The 20318-nt window shown below is 67.0% G+C and carries 15 protein-coding genes and 3 tRNA genes; 10 read left to right on the forward strand and 8 right to left on the reverse strand.

The features are described 5' to 3' along the window. Positions 1–120 (forward strand): transposase (locus NJD74_RS05530; protein WP_148105806.1); only part of this gene is annotated, 120 nt, incomplete at its 5' end. 59 nt (positions 121–179) lie between these two features. Here NJD74_RS05530 and parC read toward each other — a convergent pair. Both parC and NJD74_RS05540 read right to left on the reverse strand, forming a co-directional pair. Continuing rightward, positions 180–2423 (reverse strand): DNA topoisomerase IV subunit A, encoded by a 2244-nt coding sequence (gene parC / locus NJD74_RS05535; RefSeq protein ID WP_102789190.1) that lies wholly within the window; start codon positions 2421–2423, stop codon positions 180–182. A 58-nt stretch (positions 2424–2481) separates the two neighbouring features. Continuing rightward, the gene (locus NJD74_RS05540) at positions 2482–3360 is read right to left on the reverse strand and encodes a helix-turn-helix transcriptional regulator (protein WP_102789191.1); all 879 of its coding nucleotides are present in this window, start codon (positions 3358–3360) and stop codon (positions 2482–2484) included. A 143-nt stretch (positions 3361–3503) separates the two neighbouring features. Here NJD74_RS05540 and NJD74_RS05545 point away from each other — a divergent pair, with 143 nt between their 5' ends. From NJD74_RS05545 to NJD74_RS05560, 4 genes are read left to right on the forward strand one after another with little or no spacing between them, the layout of a single operon-like run. After that, entirely contained in the window at positions 3504–3947 is a 444-nt protein-coding gene (locus NJD74_RS05545; protein ID WP_019184373.1) for a MarR family transcriptional regulator, read from the forward strand. A 5-nt stretch (positions 3948–3952) separates the two neighbouring features. Then, entirely contained in the window at positions 3953–5437 is a 1485-nt protein-coding gene (locus NJD74_RS05550) for an efflux transporter outer membrane subunit (RefSeq protein WP_102789192.1), read from the forward strand. Between the two features lie 11 nt (positions 5438–5448). After that, a complete protein-coding gene (gene emrA / locus NJD74_RS05555) occupies positions 5449–6630 on the forward strand; it encodes a multidrug efflux MFS transporter periplasmic adaptor subunit EmrA (RefSeq protein ID WP_046272032.1) in 1182 nt (393 codons plus the stop codon). Between the two features lie 7 nt (positions 6631–6637). Further along, on the forward strand, positions 6638–8209 hold the full coding sequence (locus tag NJD74_RS05560) for a DHA2 family efflux MFS transporter permease subunit (RefSeq protein ID WP_102789193.1): 1572 nt from the start codon (positions 6638–6640) through the stop codon (positions 8207–8209). Positions 8210–8363: 154 nt separating this feature from the next. Here NJD74_RS05560 and NJD74_RS05565 read toward each other — a convergent pair. From NJD74_RS05565 to NJD74_RS05575, 3 genes are all read right to left on the reverse strand, one after another. After that, positions 8364–8450, reverse strand: a tRNA-Leu gene (locus tag NJD74_RS05565). 208 nt (positions 8451–8658) lie between these two features. Further along, positions 8659–8745: transfer RNA gene (locus NJD74_RS05570), tRNA-Leu, on the reverse strand. 175 nt (positions 8746–8920) lie between these two features. Then, a tRNA-Leu gene (locus NJD74_RS05575) sits at positions 8921–9007 on the reverse strand. Between the two features lie 128 nt (positions 9008–9135). On the opposite strand from NJD74_RS05575, the gene rnr reads away from it, so the two are divergent. The 3 genes from rnr to rlmB all read left to right on the forward strand — a co-directional run bounded on the left by rnr (position 9136) and on the right by rlmB (position 13019). Continuing rightward, positions 9136–11604: a ribonuclease R gene (rnr, locus tag NJD74_RS05580; protein WP_070473714.1), complete on the forward strand. Its 2469-nt coding sequence runs from the start codon at positions 9136–9138 to the stop codon at positions 11602–11604. Positions 11605–11698: 94 nt separating this feature from the next. Continuing rightward, complete coding sequence (locus tag NJD74_RS05585) at positions 11699–12175, forward strand: GFA family protein (RefSeq protein WP_102789194.1); 477 nt, start codon at positions 11699–11701, stop codon at positions 12173–12175. Between the two features lie 97 nt (positions 12176–12272). Then, positions 12273–13019, forward strand: coding sequence for a 23S rRNA (guanosine(2251)-2'-O)-methyltransferase RlmB (gene rlmB / locus NJD74_RS05590; protein ID WP_019184367.1), 747 nt, complete (start codon positions 12273–12275; stop codon positions 13017–13019). Positions 13020–13146: 127 nt separating this feature from the next. Here rlmB and NJD74_RS05595 read toward each other — a convergent pair whose 3' ends face one another. Genes NJD74_RS05595 through NJD74_RS05605 form a run of 3 tightly spaced genes read right to left on the reverse strand, consistent with a single transcriptional unit; the run spans position 13147 to position 17818 of the window. Continuing rightward, entirely contained in the window at positions 13147–14586 is a 1440-nt protein-coding gene (locus tag NJD74_RS05595; RefSeq protein WP_102789195.1) for a TolC family protein, read from the reverse strand. After that, positions 14583–16553 (reverse strand): MacB family efflux pump subunit, encoded by a 1971-nt coding sequence (locus NJD74_RS05600; RefSeq protein ID WP_102789196.1) that lies wholly within the window; start codon positions 16551–16553, stop codon positions 14583–14585. Before NJD74_RS05600 ends, NJD74_RS05595 begins: the two co-directional genes overlap by 4 nt. Next, on the reverse strand, positions 16550–17818 hold the full coding sequence (locus tag NJD74_RS05605) for an efflux RND transporter periplasmic adaptor subunit (protein ID WP_070427566.1): 1269 nt from the start codon (positions 17816–17818) through the stop codon (positions 16550–16552). The genes NJD74_RS05600 and NJD74_RS05605 overlap by 4 nt, the downstream gene beginning before the upstream one ends. Positions 17819–17990: 172 nt before the next feature. Here NJD74_RS05605 and NJD74_RS05610 point away from each other — a divergent pair, with 172 nt between their 5' ends. Then, positions 17991–18719 (forward strand): response regulator transcription factor, encoded by a 729-nt coding sequence (locus NJD74_RS05610; RefSeq protein ID WP_019185902.1) that lies wholly within the window; start codon positions 17991–17993, stop codon positions 18717–18719. Beyond that, positions 18716–20134, forward strand: coding sequence for an ATP-binding protein (locus NJD74_RS05615; protein ID WP_319623815.1), 1419 nt, complete (start codon positions 18716–18718; stop codon positions 20132–20134). The genes NJD74_RS05610 and NJD74_RS05615 overlap by 4 nt, the downstream gene beginning before the upstream one ends. Positions 20135–20318: the final 184 nt, after the last annotated feature.

Raw genomic sequence — 20318 nt, forward strand, 5'->3', positions numbered from 1 at the left:
ACGAACCTGGTGGAAGGCATCAACAACAAGATCAAGGTCATCAAGCGCGTTGCCTACGGATACCGAGATGACGCGTATTTCTTCCTGAAGATCCGGGCGGCCTTCCCCGGAGTTGGGTGAAGAACCAAAAAAACGGCCGGGTTTCCCCGGCCGTTCCGATTCACGTCGACGCTGGAACCTTACTCCACCGCCAGCCCTTCCACCTTCTGCCAGCCACGGGGCAGCAGATGGCCACGGGTGGCGCGGGTGCCCAGGTAGGTATCCAGATCCTTGAACGACAGGTTCATCGTGCGCTGGCCGCTGCGCACCAGCAGCGTGTTGCCCGGCGCCACCGAGACCACCGCGACCACGCGCTCGGTGGCGAGCTTGGCCTTGGGGATGTCGATGATCTTGTTGCCCTTGCCCTTGTCCAGTTCCGGCAGGTCGCTGGCGGCGATGGCCAGCAGGTTGCCCGAGCTGGTCACCGCCACGATGCGGTCGGTTTCCGGATTGGCGACCACGGCCGGGGTCAGCACCTTGGAGCCGGAGGTCAGGTTGAGCATCGCCTTGCCGGCCTTGTTGCGGCCGGTGAGGTTCTCGAAGCGGGTCACGAAGCCGTAGCCGTGCGTGGAGGCCAGTACGAAGCGGGTGTTGTTCTCGCCACTGGCCAGGGTCATGAAGGCGCTGCCCGGGGCCGGCGAGAAGCGACCGGTCAGGGGCTCGCCATTGCCGCGTGCCGAGGGCAGGGTGTGGATCAGGGTCGAATACGCGCGGCCCTCGCTGTCCAGGAACGCCACCTGCTGCGTGCTGCGGGCCCGCACCGAGCCCAGCAGCGCATCGCCATCGCGATAGGACAGGGTCGACGGGTCCATGTCGTGGCCCTTGGCCGCACGGATCCAGCCCTTCTCCGACAGCACCACCGTCATCGGCTCGCTTGGCACCAGCTCGGTTTCGTCGATGGCCTGCGCTGCGCCACGTTGCATCAGCGGCGAGCGACGGTCATCGCCGAATTTCTTCGCGTCCGCCACCAGCTCATCGCGGATCAGCTTCTTCAGTTTGGCCTTGCTGTCCAGGATGGCCAGGATCTTGTCGCGTTCCTTGGCCAGCTCCTCCTGCTCGCCACGGATCTTCATCTCTTCCAGGCGCGCCAGCTGCTTCAGCTTGGTGTCCAAGATGTACTCGGTCTGCTCCTCGCTCAGCCCGAAGCGCGCGATCAGCGCCGGCTTGGGCTCATCCTCGGTGCGGATGATGTGGATCACTTCATCCAGGTTGAGGAAGGCCACCAGCAGGCCTTCCAACATGTGGAGGCGACGCTCGACCTTCTGCAGGCGGTGGTTGAGGCGGCGGGTCACGGTGGTGCCGCGGAACTGCAGCCACTCGCTGAGCAGGGTCTTGAGGTTCTTGACCTGCGGGCGGCCATCCAGGCCGATCACGTTGAGGTTGACCCGGTAGCTGCGCTCCAGGTCGGTGGTGGCGAACAGGTGGCCCATCAGCTGTTCGGCATCCACGCGGTTGGAGCGCGGCACCAGCACCACGCGCACCGGGTTGGCGTGGTCGGACTCATCGCGGATGTCCTCCAGCCACGGCAGCTTCTTGGCGCGCATCTGCGCGGCGATCTGCTCGATCACCTTCGAAGGCGACACCTGGAACGGCAGCGCGTTGACCACGATGTTGCCGTTCTCCTTCAGGAAAGTGGAACGCGCGCGCACGCTGCCGTAGCCGGTTTCGTACATGGTGCGCAGATCGGCGATCGGGGTGATGATCTCGGCGAAGCTCGGGTAATCCGGGCCCTTCACGTGCTCGCACAGCTCGGCGACCGTCGCATCCGGGTCGTCGAGCAGGTGCAGCAGCGCGCTGACGATCTCGTTGAGGTTGTGCGGCGGCACGTCGGTGGCCATGCCCACAGCGATGCCGGTGGTGCCGTTGAGCAGCAGGTGCGGCAGGCGCGCCGGCATCCAGGTCGGCTCTTCCAGCGTGCCGTCGAAGTTCGGGGTCCAGTCGGTGGTGCCCTGGTTGATCTCGCCCAGCAGCACTTCGGCGATCGGGGTCAGCTTGGACTCGGTATAGCGCATCGCCGCGAACGACTTGGGATCGTCGGTCGAACCAAAGTTGCCCTGGCCTTCGATCAGCGGGTAGCGGTACGAAAACGGCTGGGCCATCAGCACCAGCGCCTCGTAGCACGCGCTGTCGCCGTGCGGATGGTATTTACCGATCACGTCACCGACGGTACGCGCGGACTTCTTCGGCTTGGAGGCGGCATTCAGGCCCAGCTCGCTCATCGCATAGATGATGCGGCGCTGCACCGGCTTGAGACCGTCGCCGAGGAACGGCAATGCGCGGTCGAGCACCACGTACATCGAATAGTCCAGGTACGCCCGTTCGGCGTACTCGCGCAGGGGCAGCTGTTCAAAGCCGTGGAACGCGGGGCGGGCAAGATCGGTCATGCGGGATTGTTACCTGTGGCAAGGGACGGCGACGGCTGTCGCCCTCGCAGGCGGACGATTATCCGGATGCGGCCGGGGATGCCAAGCCGCGTGATGGGTTCAGGAGGTGTCCACTGCGTGCCAGATAGCGCCCGGGCGGGCTGCCGAAGTGGCGGCGGAAGACCGTGACGAAGGCGCTGGGGCTGCTGAACCCCAGTTCTTGCGCGATATCGGACACGCTCTGGCCATCGGACAGGCGCCGCAGGCCCTCGGCCAGCCTGGCCTGCTGACGCCACTGCGCGAAGCTGAGCGTGGTTTCATCGCGGAAGTGCCGGGTCAGTGTACGCGGCGAGAGGCCGGCCCACTGCGCCCATTGGTCGAGGCTGCGGCCATCGGCCGGGTTGGCGATCAGCTGCGAGGCGATGCGCAGCAGGCGGCGGTCCTGCGGCATCGGCAGGTGCATGCGCTGGCGCGGGGCATTGCGGATCTCGTCCAGCAGCACCTCGATCATGTGCTGCTGGCGCAGGCTGGGCTCGGCCGCCGGTACCCATTCGGTGACGCGCAGCGCGAGCGCCTGCAGCAGATCGGAGATGGCCACCACGCACGGCGCGTCGGGCAGATCATGGGCCATCGCGGCGCTGACGATCACCCCCCAGCCGCGCAAGGGCCCGCAGATATCCACCGTGTGCGGCTCGCCCGGCGGCATCCAGCCGGCGCAGCCGGGCGGCAGCGACCAGGTGCCATGCCGGGTGCGGACGGTGAGCAGCCCGGCTTCCACGCAGATCAGCTGGGCACGCCGGTGCTGGTGCCAGTCGATCTCCCGGTCCAGCCCACGGGCGCTTTCGATCCGGAAGCCGAGCACTCCCAGCCCGTCATCCCGCTCGAACCAGTCCAGCACCTGGTTGCGGATCATCTGGGTGGCGGCCGTCTCCCGCTCTGGCCTGAAAGTGTTATCCATTGTCCAGATTGTAATACCCGGCCAGTCCGGGCCGCCATTAAGGTAGCCGCCTGCCCATTGTTCTGATTGCTGCAACACAGCATTTGGTTCCAGATTAAATATTTCTATTGAGAAATATATTTTTTGGAAGAGAATGCTCACCCATGATCTGCCCTGATGCCCATCCCCCCAGCTTCGGACTCCTGCTGCGCCAAGTGCGCGATGGACTGGTCCGTCAGCTAGACACGTCGATGGCCGAGGAAAACCTCGGCATTGGCTTCACCCACTATCTCGGCCTGAAGGTGCTCGCGGCGCGTGCCCCGTGTACCGCCAACGAGTTGGCCCAGGCCCTGGACCAGGTACCCAGCGCGGTCACCCGCCTGCTGGACAAGCTGGAAGCCCTGGACTGCGTGCGGCGCGAACCGCATGCCCAGGACCGGCGGGCACTGCAGATCGTGCTGACCGAGCCGGGTCGCCAGTTGTGGGCCCGCCTCAAACAGCGGGGCGACCAGACCATCGACGACGCCATGCGTGATCTGTCTTCGGACGAACGCGCACAGCTGCTTTCCCTCATGACCCGTGTACGCGACTCACTGGTAACGCCATGACTTCCATGTTTGAACGCTCTCATTCACTGCGCCCGCTGCGGCCGGTGCTGGTCTCCGCGCTGGCGCTTGCGCTGGCCGCGTGTGCCAGCAGCCGCGGCCTGGAGCCGCAGGGCCGCCTGCTCGACGCCGACAGCCTGCAGACCCAGCGCACCCTGGCCGCCAACGGCCTGAGCCAGCCCGGCTGGCCGGCCACGGACTGGTGGCGCGCGCTGGGCGACCCCCAGCTCGATGCGCTGATCGCCGAAGGCCTGCAGCGCAATCCTGGCCTGGAGGCGGCCGATGCGCGCCTGCGCCAGGCGCGTGCCCAGATCGGCACCGCGCGTGCCGCACGCCTGCCCAGCCTCTCTGCTTCCGGGGGCTACACCGGTGTGCGCCTGCCCGAATCGATGGTTGGCGACGAACTGGGGGGCAGCTATGCCGGCAGTGGCCAGGCCTACTTGAGCTTCAGCTACGGCATCGACCTGTGGGGCGGCAAGCGCGCCGCCTGGGAAGCGGCCGTGGACAGCGGCCATGCCGCCGAAGTGGACGCCCAGGCCGCGCGCCTGAACCTCTCTGCCGCCATCGCCGAGGCGTACGCGCAGCTGGGCTACGCGTGGAAGCTGCATGACGTGGCCGGCGAAGAACTGGCACGTTCGCAGAAGACCCTGGAGCTGACCCGCCAGCGTCGTGCTGCCGGCATCGACAGCGACCTGCAGACCCGCCAGGCCGAAGCGCGCATTCCAGCCGCGCAGCAGCAGCAGCAGGCTGCGCAGCAGCAGATCGACGAAGCGCGCACCGCGCTCGCCGCACTGGTCGGGCAGGGCCCGGACCGCGGTCTGCAGATCCAGCGCCCGCAAGTGTTGAACCCGCTGGCGCTGCAGCTGCCCGGCGTGCTGCCCAGCGAACTGCTGGGCCGCCGCCCGGACATCGTCGCCGCGCGTTGGCGCGTGGAAGCGGCCAACCGCCAGATCCATGCGGCCAAGGCCGAGTTCTATCCCAGCCTCAATCTGACCGCCCTTGGCGGTGTGGTCTCCAGTGAAGTGGACCAGCTGCTCAAGAGCGGCTCGACGTTCGCCTTCCTCGGCCCGGCGCTGAGCCTGCCGATCTTCGACGGTGGCCGCCTGCGCGCCAACCTGGGCAAGAGCGACGCGCAGTACGACCTGGCCGTGGCCGACTACAACCAGTCGGTGGTCAACGCGCTGCGCGACGTCGCCGATCAGGTCAACGCGGTGCATTCGCTGGCCGACCAGGCCAGTGCCCAGGCCCAGGCCGTCAGCACCGCGCGCGCCGCCCATGACCTGGCCGAGCAGCGCTACCGCGCCGGCATCGGCAGCTACCTGGACGTGCTCAGTGTCGAAGAGCAGCTGCTGGTCTCCCAGCAGCGGTTGGCCGACCTGCAGTCGCGCCAGATCCTTGTTTCGGTCCGCCTGAGCCAGGCGTTGGGCGGTGGTTTCACCCCGACCAGCGATGCCGCCACGGTCGCCGCCACCCCCGAATCCTCGCATTCCTGAGAGTCATCCCCATGAGTCAGACCTCCGCTCCTGCTGCCGAGAAGGCAGCTCCCTCCCGTCGCGGCAAGCTGCTGCGCGGCCTGCTGGTCATCGTGGTGCTGCTGTTGGCCGCGTTGGCCCTGTGGTACTTCATGTTCGGCCGCTGGTTCGAAGAAACCGACGATGCCTACGTGCAGGGCAACCAGGTCCAGATCACCCCGCTGATCAGCGGCACCGTGGTCGGGATCAACGCCGATGACGGCATGCGTGTCGAGCGCGGCCAGCTGCTGGTCCAGCTGGACCCGGCCGATACCGAAGTCGCCCTGCAGCAGGCTGAAGCCAACCTCGCCAAGACGGTCCGCCAGGTGCGCGGTCTGTACCGCAGCGTGGAAGGTGCGCAGGCCGAATTGAACGCGCGCCAGGTCACCCTCAAGCGCGTGCGCGAGGACTTCAACCGCCGCAAGGATCTGGCCAGCACCGGCGCGATCTCCAACGAAGAACTGGCGCATGCCCGCACCGAACTGGCCGCTGCCGAAGCAGCCGTGGCCGGCTCGCGCGAAACCTTCGAGCGCAGCAATGCGCTGGTGGATGACACCGTGATCGCCACCCAGCCGGACGTACAGGCCGCCGCCGCGCAGCTGCGCCAGGCGTACCTCAACAACGCCCGCGCCGGTATCGTCGCACCGGTCACTGGTTACGTGGCGCGTCGTTCGGTGCAGGTCGGCCAGCGCGTGCAGCCGGGCACTGCCCTGATGGCCGTGGTGCCGACCGAGCAGATGTGGGTGGAAGCGAACTTCAAGGAAACCCAGTTGCGCCACATGCGCCTGGGCCAGGAAGTGGAACTGCGTTCGGACCTGTACGGCGGCGACGTGACCTACAAGGGCCGCATCGACAGCCTGGGCTTGGGCACCGGCTCGGCGTTCTCGCTGCTGCCGGCGCAGAATGCCAGCGGCAACTGGATCAAGATCGTGCAGCGCGTGCCGGTGCGTATCGCCATCGACGCCAAGCAGCTGGCCGAGCATCCGCTGCGCATCGGCCTGTCGATCAAGGCCGAAGTGAGCCTGCGTGACCAGAAGGGCACCGTGCTGCCGACCGAAACCGCCAAGGGCCAAGTGTTCGATACCGACGTCTACGCCAAGCAGCTGCACAGCGCCGACGACGTGATCCACCAGATCATCCAGAGCAACCTGCCGCAGCAGGCCAAGGCGAGCTGAGGCCACCATGTCCGCACAAGCTCCCGCCGCGCCGGGCGCCCCCGCGGCGCCAGGCATGGCCTTCCGGCCGGCCAACGTCGCCCTGTGTACCGCAGGGCTGGCGATGGCCTCGTTCATGCAGGTCCTGGACACCACCATCGCCAACGTCTCGTTGCCGACCATCGCCGGTAATCTCGGTGCCAGTTCGCAGCAGGCCACCTGGGTCATCACCTCGTTCGCGGTCAGCACCGCGATCGCGCTGCCGCTGACCGGTTACCTCAGCCGCCGTTTCGGCGAGACCAAGCTGTTCGTATGGGCCACGCTGGCCTTCACCCTGGCCTCGCTGCTGTGTGGCCTGGCCCAGAGCATGGGCATGCTGGTGGTGTCGCGTGCGATCCAGGGCTTCGTCGCCGGCCCGATGTACCCGATCACGCAGAGCCTTCTGGTTTCGCTATACCCGCGTGAGAAACGCGGGCAGGCGCTGGCGCTGCTGGCGATGATCACCGTGGTCGCGCCGATCGCCGGCCCGATCCTCGGGGGCTGGATCACCGACAACTACAGTTGGGAATGGATCTTCCTGATCAACGTGCCGCTGGGCATCTTCGCCGCGCTGGTGGTGGGCAACCAGCTCAAGGGACGCCCGGAGCACGTTGAAAAGCCGAAGATGGATTACGTCGGCCTGATCACCCTGGTGATCGGCGTGGGCGCGCTGCAGCTGGTGCTCGATCTGGGCAACGACGAAGACTGGTTCAGTTCGACCAAGATCATCGTGCTGGCCTGTGTGTCGGTGGTGGCGTTGGCGGTGTTCCTGATCTGGGAACTGACCGACAAGGACCCGATCGTCGACCTGCGCCTGTTCCGGCATCGCAACTTCCGCGCCGGTACGCTGGCGATGGTGGTGGCGTATGCGGCGTTCTTCAGCGTGGCGCTGCTGATTCCGCAGTGGCTGCAGCGTGACATGGGCTACACCGCGATCTGGGCCGGTCTGGCGACCGCACCGATCGGCGTGCTGCCGGTGATCATGACGCCGTTCGTGGGCAAGTACGCCTCGCGCTTCGACATGCGCATGCTGGCCACGATCGCCTTCATCTTCCTGTCCTTCACCAGCTTCCTGCGCTCGGGGTTCAACCTGCAGGTGGACTTCGGCCACGTGGCCGGCATCCAGCTGATCATGGGTATCGGTGTGGCGCTGTTCTTCATGCCGGTACTGCAGATCCTGCTGTCGGATCTGGACGGTCGCGAGATCGCCGCGGGCTCCGGCCTGGCCACCTTCCTGCGCACGCTGGGCGGCAGCTTCGCCGCTTCGCTGACCACGTGGTTGTGGGCACGCCGTACCCAGGAACACCACGCGCATCTGACCGAACACATCTCCAGCTACACCCCGGGCATGCAGGACCAGGTGACCGCGATGGGGCAGGGCGACCTGCAGCATGGCGCGGCCGCGCTCAACAACATGATCAACCACCAGGCGTCGCAGATGGGCTTCAACGACATCTTCTTCCTGCTGGGCTGGATCTTCCTGGCCATCATCGCCTTCCTGTGGCTGGCCAAGCCGCCGTTCGGCGCAGGCGCGGGTGCCGCCTCGGCCGGTGGGCATTGAGGTGTTCGCGGTAAGCTGAAACGAAAAAACCCCGCTGAAAGGCGGGGTTTTTTTGTGGTTCCTGACCAGCGTGGAATGCGCTCCGTGCCTTTCCGGGCGCGGCGGCCAGAAACGAAAAAACCCGCTTGCGCGGGTTTGATCATTTTCCGAGTCATGGTGCCCAGGAGAGGACTCGAACCTCCACGAAGTTGCCCCCGCTAGCACCTGAAGCTAGTGCGTCTACCAATTCCGCCACCTGGGCGACTCAGGAGGAGAATTCTGCGGGAGAAGCGTGATTGTGTCAACAGGATCGGGTGGAAATTTTTTCGTGCCAGATCGTTCGTCGCGTCATCGCACGTTCGATGCGGCGACCATCGGGCGTCGCGCGTCGGCGCAGGTCAGGGCCGCGCATCGCCGACGCCCGGAAACGAAAAAACCCGCTTGCGCGGGTTTGATCATTTTCTGAGTCATGGTGCCCAGGAGAGGACTCGAACCTCCACGGAGTTGCCCCCGCTAGCACCTGAAGCTAGTGCGTCTACCAATTCCGCCACCTGGGCGACTCAGGAGGAGAATTCTGCGGGAGATCCGGAATTGTGTCAACAGGATTTCGCAGGAAATTTCATTTGCCACGCATTGCAGCGTCATCGCGGTCCATCCCGCGCGAATCGTGCGTGGCGCGGACGCCAGAAACGAAAAAACCCGCTTGCGCGGGTTTGATCATTTTCCGAGTCATGGTGCCCAGGAGAGGACTCGAACCTCCACGGAGTTGCCCCCGCTAGCACCTGAAGCTAGTGCGTCTACCAATTCCGCCACCTGGGCGACTCAGGGGGCGAATTCTGGGCATGTCCGTGAGGCTTGTCAACGGTTTTGTGAAATTTCTTCACAATCCTGCACAGGCAGTGCTGCTGACCGGTTCTGCACACCCGCAGCGGTTACTATTGAGGTCAATGAAACCAAAGAAACCGACCCAGGGCGCGAAAGCCCCCAAGTCCCCGGCGCCCAAGAAGGCAGCCGGTCCGTCGGGCAAGCCCCGCGCTGCCGCCAAGAAGGCCGGCAAGCTGCCACCCTGGATGCCCGAATCCCTGAACACCCCTGAGCCGCCGCGTGGCAACAAGCGGGGCCCCAAGCCCGCGCACGCCGGTCCCATCCCGACCCGTCGCCGCCCGCATCCCACCCCGCTGGACGGTGAAGTGCAGCTGGATCCCTTCGCCGCCCGCGAGGCCGAGCGCTATGCGCAGCCGATCGCCAGCCGCGAGGCGATCCTGCAGCTGCTCGACCGCTGCGATGGCCCGCAGACCGCCGAAGAGATCGCCATCCATCTCGGCCTGACCGAGCCGGACCGCGCCGATGCCCTGGGCAAGCGCCTGGGCGCGATGTGTCGTGACGGCCAGCTGGTGCAGAACCGCCGTGGCGGATTCGCGCCGCTGCAGGCGGTCAACCTGATCACCGGCGTGGTGATCGCCAACCCGGAAGGGTTTGGCTTCCTGCGCCCGGTCGAAGGTGGCGACGATCTGTTCCTGCCGCCGTTTGAAATGCGCAAGGTGCTGCATGGCGACCGCGTGCTGGTCAACGTGACCGGCATCGATCGCCGTGGCCGCCGCGAGGCGAGCATTTCGCGTGTGCTGGAGCGCGGCATGAGCCGCCTGATCGGCCGCTTCAGCGTCGAGTTCGGCATCAACTACGTGGTGCCCGACGACAAGCGCGTGCAGCGCAACGTGCAGATCCCACCCGACCAGACCGGCGATGCCCGGGATGGCCAGCTGGTGGTCTGTGAACTGACCCAGGCGCCGGATACCCGCCGCCCGCCGATCGGCCGCATCATCGCGGTGCTCGGCGACAAGCTGACCGCGTCGCTGGTGGTGGAAACCGCCATCCACGGCCATGAACTGCCGTTCGAGTTCCCGGCGGAAGTGCTGGCTGAAGCCACTGCAGTGCCGATGGTGGTCACCCCGGAACAGATCGGCCATCGCGAAGACCTGCGCAACACGCCGCTGGTCACCATCGATGGCGAGGATGCCAAGGACTTCGACGACGCCGTTTATTGCGAACCGAATGCTGAAGGCTTCCGCCTGGTCGTGGCGATCGCCGATGTTTCCAACTACGTGCGTCCTGGTACGCCGCTGGATGATGAAGCGCAGAAGCGCGCGACCTCGGTCTACTTCCCGGGCTTCGTGGTGCCGATGCTGCCGGAGACGCTGTCCAACGGCATCTGCTCGCTGATGCCCAAGGTCGACCGCATGTGCTTCGTCTGCGACATGCAGGTCAACCGCGAGGGCGAGGTCATCCACTCGCGGTTCTACGAAGCCGTGATGAATTCGCACGCGCGCCTGACCTACAACCAGGTCTGGGAAGCGGTGGGCGAGAACGACCCGGCCGCGCGCAAGGCGATCGGTCCGCTGATGCCGCAGGTGGATCGCCTGTACCAGCTGTATCACGTGCTGGCCAAGGCCCGTACCCGCCGCGGTGCGATCGAGTTTGAAACCTCCGAAGTGCGCTTCGTGCTGGACAACACCGGCGAAGTCACCCAGGCCGGGATGATGGTGCGCAACGATGCGCACAAGCTCATCGAAGAATGCATGATCGCGGCCAACGTGCAGGCTGCGCGCTACCTGCTGGCCAAGCACGTGCCGGCGCCGTTCCGTGACCATGAGCGCCCGCCGGAATCCAAGTACGCCGACCTGCTCGAGTTCCTGAAGGAATTCAAGCTGAGCCTGCCGCCGTGGTCGAAGGTGCAGCCGGCCGATTTCACCAAGCTGCTCAAGAAGGTGCGCGACCGACCGGACGCAGCACTGCTGGAATCGGTGCTGCTGCGCAGCCAGAGCCTGGCGGTGTATTCGCCGGACAACCTGGGCCACTTCGGCCTGGCACTGGATGCGTACGCGCACTTCACCTCGCCGATCCGCCGCTACCCCGATCTGCTGGTGCACCGTGCGATCAAGCACGCGCTCAGCGGGGCCGCACCGGAGAAGTTCACCTACTCGCCGCGCGAGATGGCGGCATTGGCGCTGCAGTGCTCCGAGCGTGCGCGTCGTGCCGATGAAGCCGAGCGCGAAGTGGACGAGCGTTACCGCGCCGCGTGGATGGAAAAGCACGTCGGTGGCCAGTTCGATGGCGTGATCAGTGGCGTGACCAGCTTCGGCCTGTTCGTGGAACTGGACGAATCCAAGGTCAACGGCCTGGTCCACGTGACCCAGCTGCCGCACGACTATTACCAGTTCGACGCGGTGCGCAAGACGCTCAACGGCGAGCGCCGCGGCAAGATCTACCGTCTCGGCGACCGGGTGCGGATCCTGGTGCTCAAGGCCAGCATGGAAGAGCGCAAGATCGACTTCCGCCTGGTCGAAGAGAAGGACGATTCGCTGCCCGAGCTGCCGCCGCGCGGCCAGCCGGCCAAGCGCCAGAAACAGAAGTATTGATCCACGCGTACCGGCCCTCGGCCGGTACGCGGACCATCCACCCGCCCCCCGCGGGTGGCATGGTGTTTCCCACGGACCCCGTCGGAGCGATCCCATGCCGTCCCTCCCCGAATACAGCGGCGGCTGCCAGTGCGGCGCGATCCGCTTCCACGTGGTCGGTGAGCTGACCCACAGCTCGATCTGCCACTGCCGGATGTGCCAGAAGGCGTTCGGCGCGTACTACGCCCCCCTGGTGTCGGTGCGTGGCAGCGAGTTCCGCTGGACCCGCGGCGAGCCCCGGCGTTTCCAGTCCTCCAACATGGTCCAGCGCGGCTTCTGCGCCGACTGTGGCACCCCGTTGACCTACGAAGCCCCGGATGGGGTGGCGATCGCGGCGGGCGCTTTCGACGAGCCGGCCCGCCTGCCGCCGACGATCCAGTACGGGATCGAAGCCAAGCTGCCCTTCGTGGACCGCCTGGGCTCGCTGAGCGCGTTGCGCAGCGAGGAGGATGCCGAGGCCGGCGACTTCCTGCTGCATATCGTTTCCCACCAGCACCCCGACCACGACACCAGCGAGTGGCCACCCCGCTGAAGGCAGGCCGTGAACGCCCCCCGTGAACGCCCGGCAGGGCAGGGTGGGCCTTGATGCTCTACCATTACCAACCCCTTTACCGGTCCCGCCCCCCGCAATGAGCAAGCAAAGCCAGTGGATCGTCGGCGTCAACGCCGTCGCCTCTTCGATCGAGAATGATGCCGAGAACGTCCGCGAGGTCCTCATCGAGGCCGGTGCGAAGAATCCGCGTCTGACCGAGATCGAGGAAAACGCACGCCGCAAGGGCATCGACGTGCGCAAGGTGAACACCCAGGCGCTGGACGGTGTGGGCGGTTCGGTGCGTCACCAGGGCGTGGCGGCGCGCTACCAGGCCGCGCGGACCTGGGGCGAGAACGAACTGGAAGGGCTGGTCGAAGCGGCCGAGGGCAAGGCCCTGCTGCTGATCCTTGATGAAGTGCAGGATCCGCACAATCTCGGCGCCTGCCTGCGCAGCGCAGCGGCCGCCGGTGCCACGGCGGTGATCATTCCCAAGGACAAGTCGGCCTCGGTCAACGCGACCGTGCGCAAGACCTCGGCCGGCGCGGCCGACCGTATTCCGGTCGTGCAGGTGACCAACCTCTCGCGCTGCCTGAAGGACCTGCAGAAGCTGGGCGTGTGGATCTACGGCCTGGCCGGTGAAGCCACCGAGTCGCTGTACGCGATCGACCTCAAGGGCAACGTGGCGCTGGTGCTGGGCGGCGAAGCCGACGGCCTGCGCCGCCTGACCCGTGAAAACTGCGACGGCCTGGTCAAGATTCCGATGCCGGGCGATATCGAGAGCCTGAACGTCTCCGTCGCCACCGGCGTGAGCCTGTTCGAGGCCGTCCGCCAGCGCGGCCTGTAATCCCCGCGCGCGGGGGTAGAGCCGACCGTTGGTCGGCTGCCGACCCACCCACGTAGAGCCGACCGTTGGTCGGCTGCCGTCCGCCCGCGTAGAGCAGCCGACCAACGGTCGGCTCTACCCCCCGGCGTCAGCCTGCGCTGCCGCCCAATGCCTTGAACAACGTCACATCGTTGATCAACTGTCGCTGCCTTACCGAGGCCAGCGACAGCTCCGCATCACGCCGGGTCTGCTGCGCTTCCAGCCAGGTGCGCAGGTCGGTGGCGCCGACCCGGTAGCGCACTTCATACATCCGCTCGATCTCGACCGCTTCGTCGTAGGACGCCTGCGAGGCTGCCACCTGGGTGGCGAACTGCGTGCGCGCCGACAAGGCGTTGTCCACCTCCGACAGCGCGGTGTACAGCGTGCGGCGGAAGCCGTTGGCCGCGATCTGATAATCCGTGCCGGCCAGCCGGGTGTTCAACTGCGCCTGCCGCACGTTGAGGAACGGCAGCGACAGCCCGGCGCCGAGCGTGGCGACCGGATTCTTCAGCACGTCCGACAGCGAGGTGGCGCCCGTACCCACGCTGCCGGTAAGGCTCAGCGCCGGGTAGTACTGGGTCGCGGTCACCTTGATGGTCTTCAGGCTGTTGCGCAGCCGCAGCTCGGCCGCGCGCAGGTCGGGCCGGCGGCCGAGCAGATCGGCCGGCAGGCCTTCGGCGATCACCGGGCTGGCCACGCGCTGCAGCTGTTGCGGCTCGTCGGCCACGGCCAGCGGCTGCCCATCCAGCAGTACGGTCAGCGCATTGCGCGCGGCAACGCGTTGCTGCACCAGCGCACTCTGCGCGGCACGCTGTGCCTCCAGGCTCTGGGCGGCCTGGCGCACGTCCAGCCGCGAGACCGCACCTGCATCGAAGCGGGCCTGGACCAGCTCGCGGGTGCGCTGCAGGCGCTCCAGGTTGGCCTGGCCGGCGGCAATGGACTGGTTGAGGAAGGCCAGCGTCCAGTACTGCGTGGCCACGTCGCTGATCACCAGCAGCGCGGTGTTCTGCAGGTCTTCCTGGCTGGCCTTGGCTTCCCACTGGGCGATGTCGCGTTGAGTGCGCAGGCGCCCCCACAGGTCGATCTCCCATTGCAGGGACACGCCGGCCGAGCTGCCGCGGTTCCAGTCCGCGCTCTGGTCGATGGGGCGGTTGCCGCTGCTGCTGACGCTGCCCGAGGGCTGCGGCCACAGCGCGTTGTCGGCCAGACCGGCCTGCAGGCGCGCGCGCTGCACGGCCAGCCCGGCCGAGGCCAGGTCCGTATTGGCGGCCAGGGCGCGATCAATCACGCGGTCCAGGCCGGGGTCACCAAACTGGGTCCACCAGGCATCGCTGCGGACATCGGCCGTCGCCGCATGCGGTTGTTCGGTCACCGCTTCGGTGGGGGTGTTCAACGTGGCATCGCCACGGCCATAGGTCGCAGGGACCGCCGGTGCATCGATCGGGTAGCGGCCGGTGCTGACACAGGCCGACAAGGCCAGTGCGGTCACGCAGGCCAGGACCAGTGGACGCAGCGAAGCGGGGTGCAGCAGAGCAGGAGAAATCTTCATTCGCGCGCCAGCGCCTCCACGGGATCAAGTTGGGCGGCATTGCGGGCCGGCAGGAAACCAAACGCCACGCCGATCAGGCTGGAGCAGGCAAAGGCGGCCACGATGGACGCGGTCGAGAACAGCATCTGGAAGTCCGGCGCGAACTTGCCGAACAGCCAGCCGACCACCAGCGACAGGCCGACGCCGAGCAGACCGCCGAGCAGGCACACCAGCACCGCCTCGATCAGGAACTGCTGGCGGATGTCGCTCTGCCGCGCGCCGACGGCCATGCGCACGCCGATCTCGCGGGTCCGTTCGGTCACCGAGACCAGCATGATGTTCATCACGCCGATGCCGCCGACCAGCAGCGCGATGGCGGCAATGGCACTGATCAGCAGGGTCATCGTGCGGGTCGTCTGTTCGATGGTCTGGCGGATCTCGGCGCTGTTGCTGAGGAAGAAATCCTCGGTGCCGTGGCGCATGATCAGCAGCTTGGAAATCGCGGCCTGCGCGGCATCCATCGGGGTGGCATCGTCCACGCGCACGGTGATGCTGGACACATGGCTCTGGCCCAGCATCCGCGACATCACCGTGGTGTACGGCACCCACACGCTCAGGCTGGTGCTGCCGCCGAAACCGAAGCTCTGCCGCTGCGCCACGCCGACCACGCGCACCGGCACGTTGCCGAGCAGGATCACCTGGCCCACCGGGTCCTCGCCATTGGGGAAGAACTGGGTGCGGGTGTTTTCGTCGATGATCGCCACCTGGGCCAGGCTGCGCACCGCATCGGTATCGAAGAAGCTGCCGGCGACCAGGGTCACGCCCTTGACCCGGAAGAACTGCTCGCCCACGCCGTTGACCTGCGCGGTGGCCGACTGGTTGCGGTAGCGCGCGGTCACCGAGGAGGAGACGCTCGGCGTGGCACTGTCGATATAGCTCTGCCGGCCCAGTGCATCGGCGTCGCTGGCCTTGAGGGTCTGTACGCGGGCCGAGCGCATGTCGCCGAACCCGCGCCCGGGATACACATCGATCGTATTGGTGCCCAGTGCGCTGATGTTCTGCAGGATCTGCTGCTGCGAGCCGTTGCCCATCGCCACCACCGAGACCACCGAAGCGATGCCGATGATGATGCCGAGCATGGTCAGGAAGGTGCGCAGGCGGTGGGCGTTCATCGCCAGCAGGGCCATGCGGAACGCTTCGGTGAAGCGGTCGCGCGCGGCCCGCCAGCTGTGGCCCTTGCCGGCGGCCACGGTGGGCTGGCGCTGCGCGCGGTAGTGCGGTGCATTCGGATTGGTGCGGTCGGCAATGATCTCGCCGTCGCGGATTTCGATGATGCGCTGGGCGTGTTCGGCCACGCTCATGTCGTGGGTCACGATGATGATGGTGTGGCCTTCGGCATGCAGCTCGCCGAGGATGCCCATCACTTCTTCGCCGGATCGGGTGTCCAGCGCGCCGGTCGGCTCATCGGCCAGGATCACCTCGCCACCGTTCATCAGCGCCCGAGCAATCGACACGCGCTGCTGCTGGCCACCAGACAACTGGCCGGGCTTGTGGTTCATGCGGTCGCCCAGGCCGAGCCGCTGCAGCAGCTGTTCGGCGCGTGCGGTGCGCACCGGGCCGGGGCTGCCGGCGTACACGGCCGGCACGGCGACATTGCCGCGCGCATCCAGATCGCCGAGCAGGTGGTAGCGCTGGAAGATGAAACCGAAATGCTCTCGGCGCAGTTCGGCCAGCTCGTCCGGCTCCATGCGGCCGGTCTCGCGGCCGGCGACCTGGTAACTGCCACGGGTCGGCCGATCCAGGCAGCCGAGGATGTTCATCAGCGTGGACTTGCCCGAACCGGACTGGCCAACGATGGCCACCATCTCGCCGGCGGCGATGTCCAGATTGACATCGCGCAGCACTGCGATGGTCTCATCGCCCGCCGGAAATTCGCGGCGCAGGTCGCGCAGCCGCAGCAGCGGCGTGCCCGTCGAGGCGCTGCTCATCGGCGCGGCCCGCCCATGCCGGGGCCGCCGATCCGCACCGTGCTGCCGCCGCGGTTGCCGCCACCGGTGCCCTGCAGGCCGCCGCCTTCGCCGACGATCACCTTGTCGCCCTCGGCCAGCCCGGACAGCACCTCGGCATTGGCGCCGTTGTTGATGCCGATCTTGACCTTGCGCGGCGCCGGCATGCCATCGGCATCGGCCACGCGCACCATGTACTGCCCGTCGCGGGTCTTGGGGCCGAGTGCAACGGCCGGGATGATCAGCACGTCCTTGGCCTGCTTGAGCATCACCGAGACCTGCGCGGTCATGTCGATGCGCAGCGTGCCGTCGGGGTTTTCCACGTCGAACAGCGCGTTGTAGTACACCGCCGTGCTGGAACTGGAACTGGACGAGCTGGAGCTGCTCGAGCTGTCGTTGGCGATCGAGGCCGGCGCCGGATTGATCTGGCGCAGCGTGGCGTGGAACTTGCGGTCCGGCTCACCCAGCGTGGTGAAGTACACCGGCATGCCGGCCTTGATCTTGACCACGTCCGCTTCGGAAACTTCGGCATTGACCGTGACCAGGTCCAGGCGGGCCAGCATCACGATGGTCGGCGCGGTCTGGTTGGCGTTGACGGTGCGGCCTTCTTCGGCGACCACGGCGACCACGGTGCCGTCCATCGGCGCGGTGATGCGGGTGTAGGCCAGGTTGGCGCGGGCGGTGCCCAGTTCGGTTTCGCGGCCCTTGATCTGTGCATCGAAGGACTGGATCTGGGCACGCGCGGTCCTGAGCTGGGCGTCGGCCGCATCGAACTCGGCGCGCGAAGTGGCCTCGGCGGCGAGCATCTGCTGCTGGCGGGCGAACTCCAGCTCGGCTTCGCGCAGGCTGGCCTGCTGCACCGCGCGCTGCGCCTTGACCTGGTCCAGCGAGGCCTGGGCATTGAGCACCTGGTTCTGCTGGGTGGTCGCGTCGATCTCGGCGATCAGGTCGCCTTCCTTGACCGTATCGCCGAGCTGGACCTTCAATGATTTGATCTGGCCGGAGGCCTGCGCGCCGACACTGACCAGCTTGTAGGCGTCGATCACGCCGGTGGCTTCCACGGTCTGTTCGATGTCGCCGCGGCTGACCGGTGACGTGGCCAGGGTGGGGGCGGCCGGCTTGCGCAGCATCCATGCCACAATCGCGGCGATCAGGATGACGACCACGAGCAACAGCAGCAGACGGGCACGGCGGGTTCTGGGCAAACGGGGCTTCACGATGATCGTCAACTCGGCAGGCCGGTGCATCGGCGTTGTCAGCATTGTGAAGATCGTTCACCGCCGGCTCAATGCTCGCCGTGTACCAAGATGTATCCCTGCGGTGCCCAGCGCATTTCGTTATGTATCTGCATGACCCTTTGAAACAGACGTACGCAAACCAGGAGATGCGGTTCAGCTCCCGACAGGGGATGATCACCGCATGGAGACTGCCAACAGCATGCATAGACTGCTGATCGTCGATGACGACAACGATATCCGCCAGCTGCTCGCCGAGCAGCTCGGCCGCGCCGGTTACCTGGTGAGCACTGCCGGCGATGGCCACGGCATGCGCCAGCTGCTGGAGCGCGAGCACGTGGACCTGATCGTGCTCGACCTCAACCTGCCGCGCGAAGACGGCCTGACCCTGTGCCGCGATCTGCGTGCGCGTTCGAGCACGCCGGTAATCATGTTGACCGCGCGCAGCGAGCCGATCGACCGCGTGCTGGGCCTGGAGATGGGTGCCGACGATTACCTGGCCAAGCCGTTCGAGCCGCGCGAACTGCTTGCCCGCATCCGCAACGTGCTGCGTCGCACCGAGGCGCTGCCGGCCAACCTGGAGCCGCTGGCGATCCGCCGCGCGCGCTTCTCCAGCTGGATATTCGATCTGGAACATCGCCACCTGGTCGATCCCGACGGGCGAGTGGTGGTGCTGTCCGGCGCCGAGTTCCGCCTGCTGCGCGTCTTCGTCGGGCATGCCAACAAAGTGCTGTCCCGCGAGCAGTTGGTCTCGCTGAGCAGCGGCCGCAACTACGAGTCGCAGGACCGCGCGATCGACCTGCAGGTCAGCCGCCTGCGCAACAAGCTGGCCGATGACGGGGGCAGCGATGGCCTGATCAAGACCGTGCGCAACGAAGGCTATGTGCTTGCGGCGGCGGTCACCCTGGAATGACACGCCTGCGCCGTTTCTTTTCCTCGATGGTGGGACGATTGTTCGTCATCCTGCTGCTGGGCATGAGCGTGGCCGCGATCGGCGCGACCATGCTGGCCAGCACCAAGCGCCAGCAGGAATTCGAACGGCAGAATCTCAACCGCATCGCTGATCGCCTGCAGGGCTTCGTGAACCTGCTCGACGGCAATCCGGAACTGCGCGAGCGCCTTCTCGGCAGTGGCGGGCCGAGCGTGCGCCAGTTGCCCGAGGGCGCCCGCATCGGCCGGCCCGACGCGGCGTTGATGGAGATCCTCGATGACCGGCCCGGGCCGGTGGCGAGCAGCCAGGTCGCCTTCACCTCCTTCCGCTCCTGCCTGCCGCGGCTGCCGGAACTGCTGCCGCCGCCGCCGCGCGACAAGGAAAAGATGCGGCATCCGCCGCGTGAGCGTGACCCGTCTTTCATTCCGCCCAAGTGCCGTGTGGTGACCCTGCAGCTGAGCGATGGCACCCCGCTGCGGCTGGCGCTGGATTCCCCGGCGGTTGCGCATAACGGCGTGCTTGCCGTGGACCCGCTGTTCCTGACCCTGCTGGTGGTGGCGATCGCGATCCTTGCCTACATCGTGGCGCGGATGGCCAGTGCACCGCTGCAGCGCTTGGCTGATGCCGCCGCGGCGCTGGGCGATGACCTGCAGGGCGCGCCGATGCCGGTGACCGGCCCGTTCGAGGTCCGCCGCGCCGCGGAGGCGTTCAACGCCATGCAGAAACGCCTGCAGCGCCACCTCGGTGAACGCACCCAGATGCTGGCGGCGATCACCCACGACCTGCAGACCCCGGTGACCCGCCTGCGCCTGCGGCTGGAGAACGTCACCGACGAGACCCTGCGTGAGCGCCTGATCGGCGACCTGGCCGCGATGCAGGCTCTGATCCGCGAAGGCCTGGAGCTGGCCCGTAGCGCCGAGAGCGCCGAACAGCGGGCCGCGCTGGACCTGGATTCGCTGCTGGAAAGCATCGTGGAAGATGCCGCCGAGGCCGGTGGGGATGTGCGCTTCGAGCAGCCGAGCGGGGCGGTGCTGATGCTGCGGCCGCTGGCGATGCATCGCCTGTTCTCCAACCTGGTCGACAACGCGGTGATGTATGGCCAGACCGCACGGGTGCGCGTGAAGCAATCCGGGCAGGACGTCGAGGTCCGCATCCGCGACAGCGGCCCCGGCCTGGCCGAGGATGAGCTGGAAGCGGTCTTCGACCCGTTCGTGCGGTTGGAAACCTCGCGTTCGCGCCAGACCGGCGGGGCCGGGCTGGGGCTGACCATCGCCCGCGCACTGGCCGAGAAGGATGGGGCAAGCCTGCACCTGCGCAACCATCCGCAGGGCGGGCTGGAGGCCATCGTGCGCTGGAGCTCGCCGGCGCGGGCCCCGGCCGGATCCCGCGGCGGCTGACGCCGGCTCCCCCAAAACGCAAGGATTTGCCTACTATGGGCATCTCTTTCCAGCGTCTCCCCCATGAGAGCGTACGACTCTGCCAGCCCCCGCGCTGGTGCACGGCCGTTCCCCCCATGCGCACAGCGCCTGCCCAAGGCTGATCCATACGGATGAGCGATCGGGGGGGCAGGAACCGGTGGCG

The sequence above is a fragment of the Stenotrophomonas sp. RG-453 genome (genome assembly GCF_033843685.1).
Classification (GTDB): domain Bacteria; phylum Pseudomonadota; class Gammaproteobacteria; order Xanthomonadales; family Xanthomonadaceae; genus Stenotrophomonas; species Stenotrophomonas bentonitica_A.